The organism is Acidisarcina polymorpha (genome assembly GCF_003330725.1).
Classification (GTDB): Bacteria; Acidobacteriota; Terriglobia; order Terriglobales; family Acidobacteriaceae; genus Acidisarcina; species Acidisarcina polymorpha.
The window spans coordinates 5,480,174-5,496,826 of the sequence record NZ_CP030840.1; the positions used below are offsets into that span (position 1 = coordinate 5,480,174).

The window sequence follows — 16,653 nt, forward strand, 5'->3', positions numbered from 1 at the left end:
GCTGACGATACAGTACAAAAATGACGCATAGAGAGACGCTGAATAAGAACTCCCAGACGATCATTGTTTGGCTACTCCAAGGGAGTAGATTGTGGATCGCCGTGTTCTAGCATCAGGTGTTTTATAGGCGCCTGCCGCCTCTGGGCTCCCGCCGGTCCTTGGCAGTCGTGCTTGCTCAGCTATTGCCGTGATGTAATCCATTGCTCCCACGTCGAACCGCTCGTCGGCTCCAAGAAGGTCAGTCTTTACAGTAGTTTTAGCTGGTGCCTACCAGCCCGCAGCCCTGACGTCGTGTCGAATGTCTAACTGAGCCCTCGTTCCACCATCACGACTAGGCGCTCGCCCAGCGCCAGCACCATCTCTCGCGGCATCTTGTAGAGCGGTCCTTCGAGCACCAGAAGTGCCAGGCCGTGAACTGTCGACCATGCGAGGTATTCCGCGTCCTGGCGACTCTGCTTGCTGAGAAGACCGCTATCCTGCATGCGGTCCAGAGATAGTGAGAGCAGTTGAAACGGATTCAGCCCCATGGAGGCCGTGTTCGCCGGGTTTTGTTCATGCACAGGAGGGGGGACCGAGAATGCCGTTCGAAACATCCCCGGCTCTTTCATCGCGAATCCCAGATACCCCATACCCACCGCACGCAGACTCTTTCGCGCAAACCCTTGCGGATCGCGTCCTGGACGGCACTTTTTCATCTCAGCTTCGATTGCCCCGGCAAGCCGGGACAGACAGGCCGACCGTACCGCCTCCAGCAGTTCAGCCTGATTGGTGAAGTGCCGATATGCCGCATTGGGCGAAACCCCCGCCTGCCGGGTTGCCTCTCGCAGAATGACCGCATTGGGCCCTCCAATCTGGGCCATCTCCAGGCCGGCCGCTATGAGGGCGTTACGCAGATCGCCATGCCGAAAAGTCTTGCGTTTGCCGGTCGAAATTGGGTTTTTCATCGTCTGTTCAACGAAGAGTGTAACGCGGAAAGATCTCCTTGTGGACAGCATCCACTTTTCGATAGTAATGTATGTGGACAGTGTTTACTTCATTGCGACGAAAGGAAGGTGCAACATGGCAGACGGTTTCATCTGGTACGAACTCGTAACCAACGACGTGGACAAGGCAGCCAGCTTTTACAAGAAAGTAGTCGGCTGGGACATCAAAGACTCAGGCATGCCGGGCATGAAGTACATGATCTTTGGTAAAGACGGCAAAGATGTCGGTGGCATGATGACCTGGGCTGGCGCTGGCGCTCCTGACCTTCCTGCGCAGTGGATGGGTCACATCCACACCGCGGAGCTCGACGAAGAGCTGAAGGCTGTAGCCGCCGACGGCGGGACTATTTTGAAGGACGCTCAGGATATTCCGGGCGTTGGACGTTTCGCGGTCGTGCTCGATCCACAAAAGGCGAAATACATGCTCTTTGAACCGGGTAAACAAGATGCTCCGCCTCGCCTGGATCAGTTGGCGGTGGGTAATGTGGGATGGCACGAACTACTCACCGACAATCAAGCGACGGCTTTTGACTACTACTCCAAGCATTACGGTTGGCAGAAAGATCTCGCGCACGACATGGGCGCCATGGGTACCTATCAAACTTTTCGGACCGATAAGCCTCTTTACACCGGCGGAATGATGAACCGTAAAGGGCCCGGCATGCCAGAAGATATTCCCGCACACTGGCAGTTTTACTTCACCGTCGACAACATCGAGGGGGCTGAGAAACGTGTGATCGAAGCGGGAGGCACGATAGTGCTCCCTCCGATGGACGTGCCCGGAGGTTCGCGCATCCTGCAGGCCACAGACGACCAGAACGGGCACTTTGCTCTCATGCAGGGACCCAACTCCTAACCGCAATTTGCTTCATGCCCAATGCAGCTGCGCTTTGCTCGCACGTGAACGGCTGCAGACCTACGGCGAGTTCCAAAACTGAGAGGAGAGAGCACATGTCTGACAAAATGATCACATGCCTATGGTTTGACCACGGGAAAGCACACGAAGCAGCCGAATTCTACGCCGCCACCTTTCCCAACAGCCGCCTCGGTAAGACCAGCGCCTCGCCCGCGGACACGCCGTCCGGTCCCGAGGGTCAGGAACTCATCGTTGAGTTCTCTGTTTGCGGGCGCGATTTCCTCGGGCTTAATGGCGGCCCGAAGTTTGTCCCCAACGAAGCCGTCAGCTTCGTTATCGTCACCGACGATCAGGCAGAGACCGACCGTCTGTGGAACGCGATAGTTGGCAACGGCGGCAAGGAAAGCATGTGCGGCTGGTGCAAAGACCGCTGGGGCTTTTCATGGCAGATCACGCCGCGTGCCGTGCTCGTCGCGACCCAGGACCCCGATCGAGCTGCCGCCAAGCGTGCGATGAACGCCATGATGACGATGCGAAAGATAGACATCGCCGCGATCGAGGCTGCTCGAGCCGGCTGATACGCGTGAAACCCAGTCTAACGATCCATCTGCAGGGACCGTGACTGCGGATCCCTCGCGTTACTAGACTGAACCCCGCACGACCAGCGATAAAGGAGCCCCGAATGGCCTACAACGCTAATCTCATCCCCGCAGCTGAACTTTCTGCAAAAAACAAAGCGCGCTTCCCCAATGAGAGCCCAGAGTATCGTGAAGCTCGCAATCATCTCCTTACCGAGGAGATCGAACTCCGCCGGCATGTAGAGCGGGTCGCCGCGCATCGCCGCGCCCTCCCTCCCGGGGGTGAAATTCCGGAAGACTATGTCTTCGAAGGATCCAATGGAGCGGTTCGCCTTTCGCAGCTGTTCGGCGACAAGGATACGCTTGTTATCTACAGCATGATGTTCGGACCGCAACGCGAGAGAGCGTGTCCCATGTGCACCGCTATGCTCACGTCATGGGACGGAACTGCCAGAAACCTGCGCGAACGTGTCGCTCTTGCGGTCACCGCGCGCTCACCGATCAAACGTCTCCTCGACTTCAAGAGAGAACGTGGCTGGCAGAACCTCCAGATTTACTCTGACCTGAAAGGCGACTACACCCGCTCCTATATCAGTCCAGACGATGGCGACATACCTGGCCTTACTGTCTTCGCTCGCGGCGGTGGCAAGGTTCGTCACTTCTGGAGCGGAGAGATGAATGATGAGATGGCCGACCCCGGCGAGGATCCGCGCGGAGCCCCTGACCTCGACTCTTTGTGGACCATTCTCGACCTCACGCCCTCAGGCCGCGGCGCTACTTGGTACCCAAAGCTCGAGTATCCCAGCCTGGCAACGATCACATAGTCTCAGACTCTTCGCTACGGAGCTTTATCTCGCAATTCCTCCTGCCGCGAAGTTATCGTCAGCGCATACGACAGTCTACCGATCCTTGGTGATCAGCGAATCGAACCGGTTCGGGGTGACCGCCATCACCCGCGTCACCCTTGCTAGCCACGGTTTCATGGAACAACCGCGTGTTACTGCTCAAGGGGAGCGAGAGCGGTTAGATCAAAGCGATTACGCGAATTGAGGCCTCGACGCAAAGGCGTCCCATGGATGGTCAGATGAGTAGATTGGCGATCGATACATTATGAGACTCTGGTGAAAATGTCCTCGCATATGAATAGGTACTGGGTTATCCACCGCATTTTCACGCAAATCTCTTGAACCTCGGCTGGGGACTCAGCATAATCGAAACAGCGCAAGAGCTGAGGATTGCCGCGAGAGCCACGTGACCCGAATCCGACGTCAAGACGTTCTCCGTTATCTAAAGCTTCACGCCAGGCAACTTCAGGCGTGGGAGCATAAAGGCCTCGTAGTCCGGCGTGATTCGTACTCACTTGAGGAATACGGGCAGCTGCGGACCCTGCGCGATCTCTCAGCAAAATTCTCCTCTTCCAGCATTTGCGCGTCGGTTGGCGCCATGAAGAGTGTTGCCGGCATCGAAAATCCTCTCCTGGAAGCGAGACCAGTGGTCGCAGGGTCGCGTGTGCTTTTCCGTCACCGCGGCTGCGTAACTGAGCCTATCGCTCGCCAGTTCGTCTTCGATTTCGAGCCGGCGTGGAGCGATCCCAATGGGCCGGCGACCGGTAAGTCGGCGACCATCGAGATGCACTCCAATGCGAGGGAAGGTCGGATTACCGAGATGTTCCTCCAGGCCATCCGCTACGAAGATGCGTCGGAGCTCGACCAAGCTTGTGAGGTGTACGAGCGAATCATCGAGAAAGATCCAGGGCATGCGCCAGCTTGCATCAATCTTGGCACGATATGTTACAACCGCAGGCAGTTTGTTCGCGCCGAGCGACTCTATCGAAGCGCGACCGAAGCCGATCCGGAGTATGCTCTGGCTTTCTTCGATCTGGGCAACGTTCTTGACGAGCTCAAGAGACTGCCTGAGGCGATTGCCGCCTATCGTACCGCTATTCGCCTGGTACCTGGCTATGGAGACGCGCACTACAACCTCGCTCTTGCTTGCGAACGAACGGGGGAGCGCCGACTGGCGCTGCGCCACTGGACGGCGTACCTGAAAGTCGACAGCAACAGCCGCTGGGCAGCCCACGCCCGGAAGCAGATCAAGAAAATCCTCGGTACCGAGAGCCTCTCGGTAGTTCACCGTTCTCCCCGCGTGACCGAGCCACGGGCCCTCCGCCGTGCTTCTCCACTTGAGAGTGCGACCGTGCCAACGGCCGGTTAGTCTGCCTGTCTCGGTATTCGGTGGCCGGCTGCCAGCCAAGTCTCTTACCTGCTAAACTCCAGTGTTTGCTCCGCAAGGAGGATGAGTCGAGGCTCCCATTCGCTCATACACCCGTCCATTTGCAGTGACACCCGTGCTGAGGTATCCGAATGTCAGACCTTCTCCATGCCGCTTCCGCCCCGATTGAATCTACTTTGGCGCCGCTAACTCGGTTGAGCGATGACGAACAACTCTTCTGCTCCACAGTCCGCGACTTTGCCCTTGAAAACATTGCTCCGCTGGTCAGGCAGATGGATGAACAACAATGCTTTGCTCCGGGACTAGTGGAGCAGCTCTTCAATCTTGGGCTCATGGGAATTGAGATTCCGATTGAGTATGGCGGGTCGGGTGGAAGTTTCTTTGAGGCCATTCTTGCTGTCGAAGCTATCTCCGCGGTCGATCCTGCGGTGGGCGTTCTGGTGGACGTACAAAATACTCTTTGTGCGAACGCGCTGCGCAGGTGGGGCTCCGAAGAGCAAAAGCGACGCTTTCTGCCTCGCCTTGCCAGTGATTTAGTCGCGGCGTATGCGCTCAGTGAGGCCGGGTCCGGCTCGGATGCCTTCGCCTTGCAGACCAAAGCTGAGAGGCGCGGAGATGGTTTTCTTCTCAACGGTCAGAAGCTGTGGATTACGAACGCCCGGGAGGCGGGATTGTTTATCGTCTTCGCCACGCTTGACCCAGGCGCCGGATACAAGGGCATCACCGCCTTCCTGGTGGAAAAAAACACCCCGGGCTTCTCGGTCGGCAAGAAGGAAGACAAGCTTGGCATTCGCGCCTCGTCTACGTGCGAAATCATTCTGGAAGATTGCCAGGTCAAGGCCGAAAGCCTTCTCGGAGAACCCGGCAAGGGTTACAAAATCGCGATCGAAACTCTCAACGAAGGGCGCATCGGGATCGGTGCACAGATGCTCGGGCTCGCTCACGGAGCCTGGACCCACGCCTTGAGTTATGCCAAGGAACGCAAGCAATTCGGCCAAGCCATTGCGGACTTTCAGTCGATCCAGTTTTCGCTTGCCGACATGGCCACGGAGATCGAAGCAGCCCGCCTGCTGGTCTATAACGCCGCTCGACTCAAAGATGCGGTGCTGCCCTATGTCAAGGAGGCCGCCATGGCAAAATACTTCTCATCGCAGGTGGCAGAGCGAGTGGCCAGCATGGCGGTAGAGATTTATGGCGGCTATGGCTTTGTTAAGGACTACCCCGTCGAAAAATACTACCGAGACGCGAAGATCGGAAAGATCTATGAAGGCACTTCTAACATGCAGTTAGCCACGATCGCGAAGCTGCTCCTGGCTTGATAGCAGCAGAAGATCTAAAATGCTCTCATGATCTGATAGTACTTAGTAAGTAGAAGTATCTAGAAGTTAGATTTTAGTAACTGGGAAATTGCATTCAAGAGGCGATCGGATTGTTCTTGCGCGCCGACCGCGACCCGGAAATGTCCTGGAGACAGCGCCTCATAGTTCGAGCAGTCTCGCAAAACGAAGTGATGTTCCACAATCATGCGCCGCCAAAAATCGGCCGAAGGAATGCGATCGGGAAGCCGAAAGAGCAGGAAATTTGCTGAGGAGGGATAGGGATGGAGGCATAATCTTTCCAGTCCCGCATGAAGATAGACGCGTCTTTCCTCGTTCTTTGCACGCGCGCTTTCGGCGAAGGGCTGATCGGCCAAGGCTGCTGCCACTGCACGAGCCGCGAGAGTTGTAATGGGCCATGGCGGCAGACCATCATTGATCTTGCGGACTATCGCCTCATTTGCGGCCGCGTAGGCCACGCGAAGCCCTGGAACTCCGTGAAACTTAGTCACTGATCGAAATACAATCAGGTTGGAGAAACGATCGACGTCGGCGACGACGGAAGCTGACGGAGTGTAGTCGATGAAGGCTTCGTCAAGAAGAACGGTGATGTTTTCCACCGCCGCTTTCTGCACCAGATGAACGAGGAACTCCCTGTTCGTCAAAATCCCTGATGGATTCTGCGGGTTGGCGAGCAAGATGGCATCGTGGCCGCCTGCCAGGAGAGCTTCGATGCTGTAGTTAAAGTTCGACACCTCGGTGAGGATATAGGGAATGACTTCGATCCGGGCCCGTTCCAGTGTGCGGCGATACTCGACGAAGCCCGGCACCGGAAGCAGACAGCGCTTGATTTTCAAAGCGCGCAGCCCTGCGTCAAGCAGTGGCACAAATCCATTGGCGACGGCGACATTGGAGAATGAGACACCGGCATATTCTGCAATGGAGTCTTTTAGTTCGGTCTCTTCGAGGTCGGGATAAGCGTTCAAGGTCGAGGAATCCTCGAGACTTGCCTGTAATGATGCCAACACTGTGGACGGCGGCCCGTCGGGATTGATGTTCGCGCTGAAATCAATAAGGTCCGATTCCGGTATGTTAAACAGCGCAGCGATCCTGCGTAGCTGACCTCCGTGGATGGGCAGATCCGCGATCATGTTGGGAGCTTCCGCTGCCGGCGTTGACTCCAGAGAAGAAGGCCAGTCGCGGCGGCAACGCCAGCTATGGTTACCAGAGAGACAAGGCGAATTGCCGTCTTTGCCTGAGCAAGCGATGCAGCGGGAAATTCCTGGCCGATGCGTGGCATCGACACGACTTCACCAGCGTAGGTGTTATCTCCCCCGAGCTGCACGTGCAAAGCTCCGGACATGGCGCTCTCGGGTTGACCGGCATTGGGACTCTTGTGTTTGGCTCCGTCCAGCCTCCAGATACGCCATGCTGCTCGAGCGTCGGCTGATCGACCGAGTGCCGAGGTGGCGATGATGCAAGCCGCCGTCAGTCGCGAGGGAAGAAAATTGGCAGCGTCATCGAGCCGGGCAGCAGCCTTGCCGAAGTAGAAATACTGCGTGTCCGCGTGGCCAATCATGGAATCCAGTGTATTCACGGCCTTATAAGCCATGGCAAGAGGAGCTCCGCCGATCGCCATGTAGAAGATTGGAGCGAGGATGCCATCGGAGGCACTTTCAGCCAAAGTCTCGATCAGCGCGCGGCAAATTTCCGCCGTGTCGAGATGTTCGGTATCGCGGCCGACAATTCTCGCGAGCTGGCGACGAGCCCGCGGCAGGTCGTCGACCTCGAGCGCACGAGTCACCAACAAGGCCTCCTGTTGAAGGTTGCGGCCAGCGAGGCATGTCCAACCGAGGAGTACTTCGACTGCAATTCCAAGCCCAGTCGAAGTACGATTGGCAGATTGGACAACGTGTCGAGTCGCGCAATAGCTGGCGCCGACGATGGCAAGCGTGAGAGTTCCGCCGGCGAGTAGTTCGAAGAAACTGCTTTGGCGACGAGGGCGAAGTGCCGCTTCCCCAAGCGTGGTCGCAAGACCGATCATGCGAACAGGATGCGGGAACCACTCGGGATCACCGGCTACTTGATCGATGACCCAGGCGGCAGGAATCAGGACGCTGCGATTCAATGGGCGTGTTCCATCACCACCGACTCGACGCGGGGCTGATAAGTAAGACCCACCCAGTCGAAGATGCGTGGTAAGTCCAGCGACATCCGAACGGCGTCCGCCAGCCGATCTAGGGCTTCTTCCCGTTGCCGCTTCCAATCTTGAAACTCCAGCGCAGGCGTAAGGGCGTGGAAGGCTCGGGCCGCGGTAATGAAAGTGTGCCGGAAGCCATCGTCGTCGAAGATGCCGTGCAGGTAGGTCCCAAAGATGCGCTTGTCCGGCGAGATGCACCCGTCAGGTTGGCCATTATGGAGGACCGAGAATGTCTGAGCGCCCGCAGCGTAGAAGGTCTCTCCGAGATGTATCTCGTAGCCTTGCAAACTCATGGAAGGAATGGCTTCCCCGAATAGCGATGTAACGGCCAGGTATCCGCTTGCCTGCCGGGTGACCTTGTCCGGGTTCATGCGAGTGACGAAGGGAAGCAGACCAAGTCCTTCAGCCTCGTCTTCATGTTCGATGCCGTGAGGGTCGAGAATCCGTTGACCCAGCATCTGAAATCCGCCGCAGATACCAACAACTAATCCTAGCGCTGCCTGGCTGCTGACGACGGCGTCCAGGCCATGCTGCCGCAACCATAGCAAATCGTCAACGGTTTGTTTGCTGCCGGGCAGCACCACGACGTCGGCGTTCGCAATCTCCGAAGAGTTGCGAGAGAAGCGCAGATCGACGGAAGGTTCGTTGCGGAGAGCGTCAAAGTCGGTGAAGTTCGAGAAGGAGGGAAGCGCAACGACGGCAATGCGCAAGGGCCGATCCTTCTCATCTCCGGCAATCCAAGGGCGGAGCTTCGACACGTCGCCGGCTGGTAAGCCGAGGCTGTCCTCTTCATCGAGAGTCAATTGATGAAGAAAAGGAACGACGCCCAGGCAACGCCGTTGCAGCCGATCTTCAATCATGCGAATGCCGGGCTGAAGGAGCGCGATGTCGCCGCGAAATTTGTTGATGACGAACCCGCGAATGCGCGCCTGTTCCGAGGGGTCCAACAATTGGACGGTCCCCAGCAAAGAGGCGAAGACACCGCCGCGGTCGATGTCGCCGACGAGAATACAGCTCGCATCCGCCATCTCTGCCATGCGCATGTTAACGATGTCATTTTCTTTCAGGTTGATCTCAGCAGGAGAGCCCGCACCTTCGAGCACGATGACGTCATTCTGGGAAGCGAGGATCTCGTAACTTTCGCGGATCACGGGCATGAGCTCTTCGACCCGGCGCCGGTGATATTCGAAGGCCGAGAGACTGCGCCATACTTTACCCCGCACAATAACCTGCGAGGTCATGTTTCCAGCAGGTTTTAGAAGGATCGGGTTCATGTGGACCGAGGCTGGGACGCGGGCGGCCTCGGCCTGCAGAGCCTGGGCGCGACCGATCTCCAGGCCCTCAACCGTCGCGGCGGAGTTCAGCGACATATTTTGCGATTTGAAAGGAGCCACCCGAATGCCCTGATCGGCAAAGATACGGCAGAGCGCCGCAGTCAAAAGCGATTTGCCAACATGAGAACTGGTCCCGAGGACCATGATGGAGCGGGCCTTCATGCGGACTTGGCCTCAGCGTTCTTCGAGCCGTCTTGTTCGTGATACATGTCGTAGTGCACCACGGAGTCGAGGGGCACCCGCCTCTCCCAACCACTGCGTTCCAATTCCGGTTCGGTACCGAAGCAGTCGACGTACCCAAGGCAGAGATAGGCGACGGGCACGATCTCCGCCGGAATGTGCAGGATCTCGCGAAGACGAGCCGGATCGAGGATGCTGACCCATCCGACGCCGACTCCTTCAGCCCGGGCGGCGAGCCAAAGATTCTGTATAGCGCAGACGGTCGAATAGATCGCGGTTTCTGGCATGGTGTGACGACCGAGCTGATGGCCGCGGTCGCTTTGCGGATCACTAAGGATGCAAAGATTCTGGGGCGCCTCGAGGATCCCTTCGAGCTTCAAACTCGCGTACTGTTCCCGTCGTTCGCCGGTGTAGCTTCGTAAGGCCAACTCGTTGGCCTCGAGGAACGCTGCGTGAACGGCTTGGCGAATGGCTAAATCGTGAATGACGATGAATCGCGAAGGCTGCATTAGACCAACGGATGGGGCTTTATGTGCGGCGGCCAGCAGGCGGCGCAGGAGTTCGCTGGGCAGAGCTTCGGGAAGAAATCCTCTCCGCACATCGCGTCGCGCGGCGATCGCGCGGTAAACGGCATCGCGCTCCTGCAGTCCAAACTCGTTCGTCACCATGCTCTCGACCATTTTGGCCCGGTTTTTGTATCATCCCGCAGCCGGGCGTCAATGCCTGCGTTGAATTCAATGAGTCGGCCAAAGAGCCAAATCACATCGGATAGGCGATTCATGTAGGCCAGGACCTCCGGCTGAACGACGCCACCATTCTCAACGAACCGGACGGCGCTACGCTCGGCACGACGGCAAACGGTGCGAGCTACCTCGTAGGCCGCGGATTCCGTATGCGCTCCGGGAAGAGACCAGTCGGAGAGAACACCCTCAATGGCTTCGATCTTGTGAACCAGCTCGGTGAGCATGGTGACATCTTCCGCCGAGATGACCGGAGGCCGCTTCTTGCTCTCAGGGGGAGTGGCAAGTGCGGAGCCGACCCGGAAGAGAGTACGCTGAATGGTCTCCGTCCATTCGGCGATCTCCTTGTGTTGGCAGATACTCCGGGCAAAGCCGAGAACGCTATTCAGCTCGTCGACGCTCCCGTACGACTCGACGCGAAGATCGGCCTTTGAAACGCGGATGCCGCCGGCGAGACCGGTCTGGCCGCCGTCGCCTCGTGTAGTTGCAATGCTCATGGTTGCACTCCTGAAAGTTGGGTGGGTTGCACGGTTGCGATGCTCTCTTCGATCGTGACCCGAAGGGTTTTGACAATTGGAGGGCGATCATATTCGATCGTCAACGAGCCATTGAGGAAGTCGGTGACAAACGGGGGCTGTTCACCAAGAAGAACGGATTCAGTGAAAAACCAGGGTTTGATGGCGCCGAGTTCCCCCAAATTGCTGGCCTTGACGATGACGGCAGGAAGCCGGAAAACGCCTGCCCGCAATAGAGCGTAGGCCCTGTGATAGCCGTCGCGCAAGAACCAACGATTCCGATAGGAGGCGACTTCAAAGAAGGGGCTGCCGCTGTCGACGGAAATTGGCGCTCCAGGATCATCGGTCGCGCGTACATGGAGGTTTGGATTCGTTGATCGAAAGATGACCGTGTTGCGAGCGGCATCGCGAACAACTTCGCAGCTGACGGGATCGCGTGATGCAAAAGCGATATCCATCAGGCCGGGCCAGTCTGACTGACGTGGGACTGTGACCGGGGACAGTTTGGGATTGAAAGATAGTCTGCGTTGAAAAGCCAACAGGCGACGGAGATCGACGATGCCGAGCGACCAGTCGAGTCCTAGCATCTCCGTTTGCAGATCGCGTCGCGAAATATGGCGATCGAAGGCCTCCCGGAAAGCGATGGTCTCATCGACGCACACCGGATCGAGGCTCTCAAACGGCGGACGCTCCGCGACCAGCCTGCGTGCCTCTCTGTTTTTTCTGCGGCTTAAGGCGTGTGGACGAAACTCGTAATCGTCGAGCCCCCATGCTGCGATTTCCAGGGTGCGGATCGGCAACATCATAAGAGCACCTCTTGAAACGATCGGCTCGATTGAAAATAGCGCAGCGTGGAACAGTAAGGGATGCTTCGCGCCCATGAGTCAGTGCCGTCGACGCCGCACAGCAAGCGAAGAACGCTGCGTATCACTCCGGCATGGGTGACCACAGCGAGTAGCCCGCTGTTGAGCCGATGAAGAAGATTTTCTGTCTCCGCACACACTCTTCTTTCAAAGGATTCGATCGATTCACCTTGCGGTGCGGAGAGTTGCGGAAACTCATTGACCCAGCGCGCCGCATAGTTCGAGTCGAGCGTCTCGATCTGCTGCCAGGTGAGCCCTTCCCAAAGACCAAAATGTATTTCCCGCAACCCTCTGCTGGTGAAACAAGGAACGGCATGTGTCTCAGCCAAAGCCCGCGCAGTTGTATGGCAGCGTTGCAGGTCACTCGAGTAGACGGCATCAATGCGCTCAGAACGCAGGGAGTGGAGGAGCCGTTCGACTTGCCGAAAGCCGTCGTCATTGAGGGCAGGATCAGAGTGCCCGCAAAAAGTTCCGGCCATATCTGTCTCGGCATGACGGATGAACAATAGATCGTTCATGCCACCCACACTCCGGTAAGGTACACAGCGATCTCCGTCAACTGATTCGTGGCGCCAAAACAGTCTCCAGTGACCCCGCCTATTCTGCGTTTGTAGTAGCTAGCACTTAATAGTGCGATTAGCAGCGTTGCCGCGATCGCGGCCACCGAACTTCGCTTCAACGCGATGAGGACAATCCCGAAGCTGAGGATGGAAGCTGCAATGAGGGTTCCTCGAGTAGTCAGTCTGGCGATGCGTGCTCCTTGACTTGCCGCTGGCTCTTCCACGGGGTGGCGAGCGGGCGCGAGATAGTAGCTTAGGGGGAGCGTCGTCCAGCGGCATAGAACGTGTGCGGCAATGAGGTACTGGGCTATCTGGTTCAAGGGCAGTGCCGCCAGCAAAAGCACGCGTGCAAGGATGCTGAGAATCAGGGCTGCGGCTCCATAGCTGCCGATCCGGCTGTCCTTAAGAATCGCGAGGACCTGCTCCCGCTTCCACCCTCCTCCGAACGCGTCTGCGGAGTCGGCGAGACCGTCTTCATGCAGGCATCCGGTAAGCAGCACGAGTAAGGATATAACCAGCAGCGCAACAATCAGCCGGGGCAGATGCGGTGCGAGGAGGAGATGCGCCACCGCCGCCGCGCCACCAATAAGCAGGCCCACGACCGGAAAGAACTTTACCGCTCGCGAGAGTGAGCCGGGATCATAAGCTAGTTTTGGTACCGGGATCCGAGTCAGGAACTGGACGGCGACGAAGAAATCCAAGCCGCTTCTTTTCAGGTAAGTTGCTCCGCTCATGCAGAAGCCTCATTGACTCCAGCGGAAGCGAAGGTGGCCATCTGCGAATATAGAGCGATGGCCGATTCAATGATGGGCATGGCGAGCACAGCGCCACTCCCCTCGCCGAGGCGCATTTCCAGGGTAAGGACCGGAGTTAGCCCGAGGTAATCGAGTAACAACTGGTGGCCTGGCTCTTCGGATCTATGTCCGGCGATAAGGTAGCCGCGAACATCGGGGCAGAGCGCAACCGCAAGGGCGGCGGCTGCAGTAGAAATGAAGCCGTCAATCACGATCGCGATGCGGTGTCGTGCTGCGACCAGGACCATTCCCGTAATCGCGGCGATCTCAAGACCGCCGACGCAGCTTAAAATCCTGAGCGGCGATGGTGACCCCTTGACCAGAAAGTGTTTCTGGAGGATGGCTCCGACCATGGCTATCTTTCGCCGATGCGCTTCGGCGTCCAGGCCCGTGCCGCGGCCGGTCGCCAGCGCTGCAGGGGACCCGGTGAGAGCGCTGGTGATGGCGCTGGCCGAGGTCGTGTTGCCAATGCCCATTTCGCCGACCGCAAGCAGCGTGTGTCCCGCAACAGCGGCATCCTCGGCAAGTTCGGCACCTACCTCGAGCGCCCGCGCGAGCTGTTCGTCCGTCATCGCCCGGACGTGCAGCATGTTTCGTGTTCCTCGGCAGACCTTGCGGTGCAGCAAGCCAGTGTCGTCAGCGAAATCTGCGTCGACACCAACATCGACGACATGCAACTCGACGTCGTGCGCTCGCGAAAGGACGCTGACTGCGGCTCCTCCATTGAGGAAGTTGAACACCATCTGCTGGGTGACCGCGCTGGGGTAGGCGCTAACCCCTTCGGCGGTAACGCCGTGGTCGGCGGCGAAGACATACACGGCCTTGCTGAGTGGCAGAGTTGGAAATTCCGGCCGGATGGCCGCTATCTGCGCGGCGAGATCTTCAAGTCTGCCGAGACTGCCAAGGGGCTTCGTGAGAGTGTCCAGATAGGAACGGGCGTGCGTTCGCCGAGCCTCTTCCGGCGCCCTAATCCCCTCGACGAATTTGGCTACGGCCTGTTCGCTGATCGCTGTCATAAGGCTTCTCGCACGAGCCGCTCTTCCCCAAAAAAGGGAACGCCCCGATGGACAGCCAGCCGACGGACAACCAAATGGATAACCTGTGATCTCATGACCGTGTTATTCAACAGGCGGGGGCCGTGGATTGGCAATGCTACAGAGAGACTGGGAATGACAGCCAAGCTAGTGCGCCTCATGAAGATACCAGGCTGTTGGATTGGCTGGCGAGCGCAGCTTCAACCAAGCTTAGAGCGATCGACGGCTGCGCGCGAAAGTGCAGGTGGATGTAACTGGCGAGTACGTTGGCCACCCAGTAACCTTCGTCCTCTTCCCGTCCGGAGAGGGAATAGCGAACACGATAGCGGGTCTTCACATTTGCTTCGTTCACGATGCGGGAGTGGTGGAAGCTGTGGCCACGGATCGTCTGACCACGATGACCAAGCAGGCAGTCTTCTGCGAGTTCGACAGTGACGTAGCCAAAGTTGACCAACCCGCGGGTCATCTCCACCGCGAAGGGTAACAACCCAGCCATCGGATAAGCTGCGCCGTCAAGCGTCGTGAGCTGCTGAGACAGAAAGATCATGCCTCCGCACTCCGCATAGACAGGTCGCCCCGATGCGGCAAAGCTCCTCACTGCATCGAGCATTGCGGAATTCGATGCAAGATGGCCGGCATACAGTTCCGGATAGCCGCCACCAAGATATAACCCATCCAAATCCGGGGGTAGGGAAGTGTCTTCCAAAGGGCTGAAGGGAACAATCATCGCGCCGAGCCGGCGAAGCAGATCGAGATTGTCTTCGTAGTAGAAGGAAAATGCCCGGTCACGTGCAACTCCAATGCGAACTTTGCCGGAGTTCGACAGCGCTGATGTAGCAGCGTTCTGATTCCAATCGAGCCCGCATTCGAACGTAAGCAGCCGATCCATGTCCAGGTGTTGTTCTACGAGCGCCGCCATTTGATCCAGGAGGTTTTCAAGCGGTTCACCAGTCTCCGATTCTTCTGGAGTGTAGAGTCCGAGGTGCCTCTCCGGTATAGCGATCGCTGGCTCGCGCGGCAGCCAGCCAAGAATCGGGGTTTTGCAGGAGGAGGCAATTGCTGTTCGCAGCATCTCGAAGTGACGCCCGCTAGCGACGCGGTTGAGGATGACTCCAGCCAGGTGCAGCTCTGGATCGAAGAGTTCAAACCCGAGTACCACCGCGGCGATGCTTCGTGCGCTCTTGCTTGCGTCGAGCACCAGAACGACGGGCAATCTCAGCAGCTTCGCGATCTCGGCGCTGCTGCCTGCTTCTGTCCCGCCGTCCTTCCCGTCGTAGAGGCCCATCATGCCTTCCACGAGGAGAATATCCGCTCCCACGGAAGCCTGTTGAAGCACGTCGCAATTGGCATCTTTGCTAAGCATCCAGGTATCGAGATTGCGGGCGATTCGTCCCGAGATTCGGGTGTGATGGCCGGTGTCCAGAAAGTCCGGGCCGCCTTTAAAAGGCTGGACCGTATAGCCGCGATGGCGCAGTGCCGCGGTAATGGACATCGCGACGGTCGTCTTGCCGACCCCGCTGGATGTCCCCGCAATCAGGAAGCCTTTCATCGTTGCGCTCCGTCCAACGAACCTTTTATGGTTAATGGCAATCCAGCAACCATCAGCAGGACGGTATCAGCAACCGCCGCAACGCGCTGGTTGACTTCACCGATCAGATCGCGAAAGCGGCGGCCCAGTGCATACGCGGGGACAACGCCACTCCCGACTTCGTTCGATACTAAAATCACGCGACATGGGACCGTTTTGAGCGCCATGCAGAGATCGTCAATCTGGGCCTGCAAGCCGGGTTCGTCGTTTTCGTAGGACTCGAGCAGGTTGGAGCCAAAAAGGGTGAGACAGTCGACCAGGATCGTGTCGCAGTCACGCTCGTGCGAACGCACGATTCGGCCGACGGCGAGAGGCTCCTCGACGGTGATCCAGTGGGCTGGCCGTTCCGAGCGATGACGGGCGATCTTACGGTGCATCTCTTCGTCGTCGCGCCGCTCCGCGGTGGCAACAAATACGACCCGGCTGGATTGATCCGCCAGTTGTTGCGCGTAGCGGCTCTTGCCGCTGCGGACGCCGCCTAAGACAAGGATGACCGAATTTCCTTGGATCTGCTGACTTCCCTGGATCTGCTGCATGTGACGCTGCTTCCTGACTTCCGACGCGCGGAAAGCAGAGCGGGAACTTAGGTGTAGGCAGCGGCTGCACTGCCTATGTAGGGCGTGCAAGCATGCTCTTCAACTCTCCCATCGAAGTTGAATCAAGCCCGAATCTTCTGGCCGGTCTTCTGACTCACGCATCAACGAACTCGGACGGCCTTCCCAGGATCCTCGACCCAAGTGGCTTCACATAGATTGCCAAGTTCTCAGCGCATACAGCTACGGGGTAGTGACGGACTCACACCGTCTTCCCGAACACCAGATAACCAAGTATAGCTTGATCGAAGAGGCCTCGGTATCACAAAACAGCCTCCAACTGGATC

General features: G+C 57.9%; 17 protein-coding genes and 1 riboswitch. Of the genes, 5 read left to right on the forward strand and 12 right to left on the reverse strand.

All coding sequences use genetic code 11. The features are described from left to right. Positions 1 to 302 precede the first annotated feature (302 nt). Positions 303 to 944 carry a TetR/AcrR family transcriptional regulator gene (locus tag ACPOL_RS23320; protein WP_114209177.1) on the reverse strand — a complete coding sequence of 214 codons (642 nt, stop codon included), beginning with the start codon at positions 942 to 944 and terminating at the stop codon, positions 303 to 305. Between the two features lie 115 nt (positions 945 to 1,059). Between ACPOL_RS23320 and ACPOL_RS23325 the strand changes: the two genes are divergently transcribed. The 5 genes from ACPOL_RS23325 (at position 1,060) to ACPOL_RS23345 (ending at position 5,968) form a co-directional block, all read left to right on the forward strand. Continuing rightward, complete coding sequence (locus ACPOL_RS23325; protein WP_114209178.1) at positions 1,060 to 1,839, forward strand: VOC family protein; 780 nt, start codon at positions 1,060 to 1,062, stop codon at positions 1,837 to 1,839. Positions 1,840 to 1,934: 95 nt separating this feature from the next. After that, positions 1,935 to 2,417 (forward strand): VOC family protein, encoded by a 483-nt coding sequence (locus ACPOL_RS23330; protein WP_114209179.1) that lies wholly within the window; start codon positions 1,935 to 1,937, stop codon positions 2,415 to 2,417. A 104-nt stretch (positions 2,418 to 2,521) separates the two neighbouring features. After that, positions 2,522 to 3,241 (forward strand): DUF899 family protein, encoded by a 720-nt coding sequence (locus ACPOL_RS23335; protein WP_114209180.1) that lies wholly within the window; start codon positions 2,522 to 2,524, stop codon positions 3,239 to 3,241. A gap of 427 nt (positions 3,242 to 3,668) precedes the next feature. Further along, complete coding sequence (locus ACPOL_RS23340; protein WP_114209181.1) at positions 3,669 to 4,631, forward strand: tetratricopeptide repeat protein; 963 nt, start codon at positions 3,669 to 3,671, stop codon at positions 4,629 to 4,631. Positions 4,632 to 4,780: 149 nt separating this feature from the next. Further along, the gene (locus tag ACPOL_RS23345; RefSeq protein ID WP_114209182.1) at positions 4,781 to 5,968 is read left to right on the forward strand and encodes an acyl-CoA dehydrogenase; all 1,188 of its coding nucleotides are present in this window, start codon (positions 4,781 to 4,783) and stop codon (positions 5,966 to 5,968) included. A 59-nt stretch (positions 5,969 to 6,027) separates the two neighbouring features. Here the strand turns inward: ACPOL_RS23345 and ACPOL_RS23350 are convergent, their stop codons facing one another. From ACPOL_RS23350 to cobU, 11 genes are all read right to left on the reverse strand, one after another. Continuing rightward, complete coding sequence (locus ACPOL_RS23350) at positions 6,028 to 7,116, reverse strand: pyridoxal phosphate-dependent aminotransferase (RefSeq protein ID WP_114209183.1); 1,089 nt, start codon at positions 7,114 to 7,116, stop codon at positions 6,028 to 6,030. Continuing rightward, complete coding sequence (gene cbiB, locus ACPOL_RS23355) at positions 7,113 to 8,093, reverse strand: adenosylcobinamide-phosphate synthase CbiB (RefSeq protein ID WP_114209184.1); 981 nt, start codon at positions 8,091 to 8,093, stop codon at positions 7,113 to 7,115. Before cbiB ends, ACPOL_RS23350 begins: the two co-directional genes overlap by 4 nt. After that, complete coding sequence (locus ACPOL_RS23360) at positions 8,090 to 9,661, reverse strand: cobyric acid synthase (RefSeq protein ID WP_114209185.1); 1,572 nt, start codon at positions 9,659 to 9,661, stop codon at positions 8,090 to 8,092. Before ACPOL_RS23360 ends, cbiB begins: the two co-directional genes overlap by 4 nt. Then, on the reverse strand, positions 9,658 to 10,347 hold the full coding sequence (bluB, locus tag ACPOL_RS23365) for a 5,6-dimethylbenzimidazole synthase (protein WP_236656980.1): 690 nt from the start codon (positions 10,345 to 10,347) through the stop codon (positions 9,658 to 9,660). Before bluB ends, ACPOL_RS23360 begins: the two co-directional genes overlap by 4 nt. Next, positions 10,341 to 10,916 carry a cob(I)yrinic acid a,c-diamide adenosyltransferase gene (locus ACPOL_RS23370; RefSeq protein ID WP_114209187.1) on the reverse strand — a complete coding sequence of 192 codons (576 nt, stop codon included), beginning with the start codon at positions 10,914 to 10,916 and terminating at the stop codon, positions 10,341 to 10,343. The genes bluB and ACPOL_RS23370 overlap by 7 nt, the downstream gene beginning before the upstream one ends. Continuing rightward, positions 10,913 to 11,740 carry a hypothetical protein gene (locus tag ACPOL_RS23375; RefSeq protein ID WP_114209188.1) on the reverse strand — a complete coding sequence of 276 codons (828 nt, stop codon included), beginning with the start codon at positions 11,738 to 11,740 and terminating at the stop codon, positions 10,913 to 10,915. Before ACPOL_RS23375 ends, ACPOL_RS23370 begins: the two co-directional genes overlap by 4 nt. Further along, positions 11,737 to 12,315: a histidine phosphatase family protein gene (locus ACPOL_RS23380; protein WP_114209189.1), complete on the reverse strand. Its 579-nt coding sequence runs from the start codon at positions 12,313 to 12,315 to the stop codon at positions 11,737 to 11,739. The genes ACPOL_RS23375 and ACPOL_RS23380 overlap by 4 nt, the downstream gene beginning before the upstream one ends. Next, positions 12,312 to 13,091: an adenosylcobinamide-GDP ribazoletransferase gene (gene cobS, locus ACPOL_RS23385; RefSeq protein ID WP_114209190.1), complete on the reverse strand. Its 780-nt coding sequence runs from the start codon at positions 13,089 to 13,091 to the stop codon at positions 12,312 to 12,314. The genes ACPOL_RS23380 and cobS overlap by 4 nt, the downstream gene beginning before the upstream one ends. Beyond that, positions 13,088 to 14,167, reverse strand: a complete 1,080-nt coding sequence (gene cobT, locus ACPOL_RS23390; protein WP_114209191.1) for a nicotinate-nucleotide--dimethylbenzimidazole phosphoribosyltransferase — start codon at positions 14,165 to 14,167, stop codon at positions 13,088 to 13,090. Before cobT ends, cobS begins: the two co-directional genes overlap by 4 nt. Before the next feature lie 175 nt (positions 14,168 to 14,342). Further along, complete coding sequence (locus ACPOL_RS23395; RefSeq protein ID WP_114209192.1) at positions 14,343 to 15,734, reverse strand: cobyrinic acid a,c-diamide synthase CobB; 1,392 nt, start codon at positions 15,732 to 15,734, stop codon at positions 14,343 to 14,345. Continuing rightward, the gene (gene cobU, locus ACPOL_RS23400) at positions 15,731 to 16,309 is read right to left on the reverse strand and encodes a bifunctional adenosylcobinamide kinase/adenosylcobinamide-phosphate guanylyltransferase (protein ID WP_114209193.1); all 579 of its coding nucleotides are present in this window, start codon (positions 16,307 to 16,309) and stop codon (positions 15,731 to 15,733) included. Before cobU ends, ACPOL_RS23395 begins: the two co-directional genes overlap by 4 nt. Before the next feature lie 122 nt (positions 16,310 to 16,431). Next, positions 16,432 to 16,608, reverse strand: a riboswitch (cobalamin riboswitch). Between the last annotated feature and the right edge of the window lie 45 nt (positions 16,609 to 16,653).

Excerpts from the sequence above, each read along its gene's own strand:
- ACPOL_RS23320 (WP_114209177.1), bottom strand. The coding sequence starts at position 944 with ATGAAAAACCCAATTTCGACCGGCAAACGCAAGACTTTTCGGCATGGC.
- ACPOL_RS23325 (WP_114209178.1), top strand. The coding sequence starts at position 1,060 with ATGGCAGACGGTTTCATCTGGTACGAACTCGTAACCAACGACGTGGAC.
- ACPOL_RS23330 (WP_114209179.1), top strand. The coding sequence starts at position 1,935 with ATGTCTGACAAAATGATCACATGCCTATGGTTTGACCACGGGAAAGCA.
- ACPOL_RS23335 (WP_114209180.1), top strand. The coding sequence starts at position 2,522 with ATGGCCTACAACGCTAATCTCATCCCCGCAGCTGAACTTTCTGCAAAA.
- ACPOL_RS23345 (WP_114209182.1), top strand. The coding sequence starts at position 4,781 with ATGTCAGACCTTCTCCATGCCGCTTCCGCCCCGATTGAATCTACTTTG.
- ACPOL_RS23350 (WP_114209183.1), bottom strand. The coding sequence starts at position 7,116 with ATGATCGCGGATCTGCCCATCCACGGAGGTCAGCTACGCAGGATCGCT.
- ACPOL_RS23360 (WP_114209185.1), bottom strand. The coding sequence starts at position 9,661 with ATGAAGGCCCGCTCCATCATGGTCCTCGGGACCAGTTCTCATGTTGGC.
- bluB (WP_236656980.1), bottom strand. The coding sequence starts at position 10,347 with ATGGTGACGAACGAGTTTGGACTGCAGGAGCGCGATGCCGTTTACCGC.
- ACPOL_RS23370 (WP_114209187.1), bottom strand. The coding sequence starts at position 10,916 with ATGAGCATTGCAACTACACGAGGCGACGGCGGCCAGACCGGTCTCGCC.
- ACPOL_RS23375 (WP_114209188.1), bottom strand. The coding sequence starts at position 11,740 with ATGATGTTGCCGATCCGCACCCTGGAAATCGCAGCATGGGGGCTCGAC.
- ACPOL_RS23380 (WP_114209189.1), bottom strand. The coding sequence starts at position 12,315 with ATGAACGATCTATTGTTCATCCGTCATGCCGAGACAGATATGGCCGGA.
- cobS (WP_114209190.1), bottom strand. The coding sequence starts at position 13,091 with ATGAGCGGAGCAACTTACCTGAAAAGAAGCGGCTTGGATTTCTTCGTC.
- cobT (WP_114209191.1), bottom strand. The coding sequence starts at position 14,167 with ATGACAGCGATCAGCGAACAGGCCGTAGCCAAATTCGTCGAGGGGATT.
- ACPOL_RS23395 (WP_114209192.1), bottom strand. The coding sequence starts at position 15,734 with ATGAAAGGCTTCCTGATTGCGGGGACATCCAGCGGGGTCGGCAAGACG.
- cobU (WP_114209193.1), bottom strand. The coding sequence starts at position 16,309 with ATGCAGCAGATCCAGGGAAGTCAGCAGATCCAAGGAAATTCGGTCATC.